The 2,217-nt window shown below is 42.6% G+C and carries 2 protein-coding genes; both read left to right on the top strand.

All coding sequences use genetic code 11. From position 1 onward, the window contains the following. Positions 1 to 48 precede the first annotated feature (48 nt). Complete coding sequence (locus HT703_RS11225) at positions 49 to 1,065, top strand: glycosyltransferase family 2 protein (RefSeq protein ID WP_000771879.1); 1,017 nt, start codon at positions 49 to 51, stop codon at positions 1,063 to 1,065. 115 nt (positions 1,066 to 1,180) lie between these two features. Further along, positions 1,181 to 2,217, top strand: a 1,037-nt coding sequence (locus HT703_RS11220) for a PavB family fibronectin-binding SSURE repeat adhesin (protein WP_172930099.1), incomplete at its 3' end; no start/stop codon positions are given.

Raw genomic sequence — 2,217 nt, 5'->3', positions numbered from 1 at the left:
TTTGATTTTCATTGAGTAAGAAAAATCAGTCCCCTAAAGGAGTAGATTATGAAGTTATTGTCTATCGCCATTCCTAGCTATAATGCTGCAGCCTATCTTCATTACTGTGTGGAGTCGCTAGTGATTGGTGGTGAGCAAGTTGAGATTTTGATTATCAATGATGGGTCTCAGGACCAGACTCAGGAAATCGCTGAGCGTTTAGCCGACAAGTATCCTAACATCGTTAGAGCCATTTATCAGGAAAATAAGGGCCATGGCGGTGCGGTCAATCGTGGCTTGGTAGAGGCTTCTGGGCGCTATTTTAAAGTAGTTGACAGTGATGACTGGGTGGATCCTCGTGCCTACTTGAAAACTCTTGAAACCTTGCAGGAACTTGAGAGTAAGGGTCAAGAGGTTGACGCCTTTGTGACTAATTTTGTTTACGAAAAGGAAGGTCAGTCTCGTAAGAAGAGTATGAGCTACGAGTCAGTCTTGCCTGTTCGGCAGATTTTTGGCTGGGACCAGGTCGGAAATTTCTCCAAAGGCCAGTATATCATGATGCACTCGCTGATTTATCGGACAGATTTGTTGCGTGCTAGCCAGTTCCAACTGCCTGAGCATACTTTTTATGTCGATAATCTCTTTGTCTTTACCCCTCTTCAGCAGGTCAAGACCATGTACTATCTGCCTGTCGATTTCTATCGTTATTTGATTGGGCGTGAGGACCAGTCTGTCAATGAGCAAGTGATGATTAAGCGCATTGACCAGCAACTTAAAGTCAATCGACTCTTGGTAGACCAGCTTGATTTATCCCAAGTGAGCCACCCCAAAATGCGAGAATATCTGCTGAATCATATCGAGATTACGACGGTGATTTCCAGTGCCCTGCTCAATCGAGCAGGTACAGCAGAGCATTTGGCAAAAAAACGGGAGCTGTGGACCTATATTCAGCAGGAAAATCCAGAGGTTTTTCAGGCTATCCGTAAGACCATGCTTAGCCGTTTGACCAAACATTCAGTCTTGCCAGCTCGCAAACTGTCCAATGTCGTCTATCAAATCACCAAATCTGTTTATGGATTTAATTGATATAAGTATTTTATAAGAGGGATTTAAGAAAAATTTTAACTTTTTCTTAGTCCTTTTTAATTTTAGGATATTATACTAGAGTCATCAAATAAAGAAAAACTCTAAGGAGAACCCTATGAAATTCAATCCAAATCAAAGATATACTCGTTGGTCTATTCGCCGTCTCAGTGTCGGTGTTGCCTCAGTTGTTGTGGCTAGTGGCTTCTTTGTCCTAGTTGGTCAGCCAAGTTCTGTACGTGCCGATGGGGTCAATCCGACCCCTGCTCAAGTTGTACCTGAAGAGACATCGGGAACGAAAGAGGGTGACTTAGCAGAAACTCAGGGAGATACTGTTCTTGCTCAAGCGAAACCTGAGGTCGTTGCTGGAAATACGAACTCACTTTCTACACCTACAGAAGTAACTGAAGTGAGCGAGGAGACAAGCCCTTCTCGTCTGGATACACTTTTTGAAAAAGGTGAAGAAGCTCAAGAAAATTCAGAGCTAGCAGATGTCTTAAAAGAAGCTGTAGATACAGCTGATGTGGATGGGAAACAAGCAAGTCCAGAAGATATTAAAAAAGCTGTCGATGAGGATGTTAAAGACAGTATCGATGTCCCAGCGGGCTATCTAGAACAAGCCAAAGCTTCCGGTCCTTTCTTGGCTGGTGTAAACAAACCGCTTAAATATGAACTTTTCGCAGGCGATGGTATGTTGACTCGTCTCTTGCTCAAAGCATCTGACAAGGCTCCATGGTCAGATAATGGTAAGGATAAAAATGAAAAAATTCCACCAGTGAAAAATTTACCTGATGGCAAGTATTACTATCAAGTATCTTTGAATGGTAACACTACAGGTAAGCAAGATCAGGATTTATTAGATACACTTCGTACTAATGGTACAAATACCTATGAAGCTACCCTGACTGTCTATGAAGCAGCCGGTGATAAACCAAATTTGAATAAGGTTGTCAAGGAACGTAAAGTCAATATTACCTTGAACGGTCTTGTAACAAGAAGCGATGTCAAATCTGCAGTTAAAAACAACATCAAAGACAGTATCGATGTTCCAGCAGCCTACCTAGAACAAGCCAAGGGTGACGGTCCATTCACAGCTGGTGTTAACCATGTGATTCCATACGAACTCTTCGCAGGTGATGGCATGTTGACTCGTCT

This window comes from Streptococcus sp. 3874, assembly GCF_013276425.1.
Lineage (GTDB): Bacteria > Bacillota > Bacilli > Lactobacillales > Streptococcaceae > Streptococcus > Streptococcus pseudopneumoniae.
The sequence above is the reverse complement of the archived record's forward strand: the minus strand, read 5'-3'. Positions and strand labels throughout refer to the sequence as shown.

What these genes read in the sequence shown, in the direction of transcription:
- HT703_RS11225 (WP_000771879.1), top strand. Translation starts at nt 49, where the DNA reads ATGAAGTTATTGTCTATCGCCATTCCTAGCTATAATGCTGCAGCCTAT.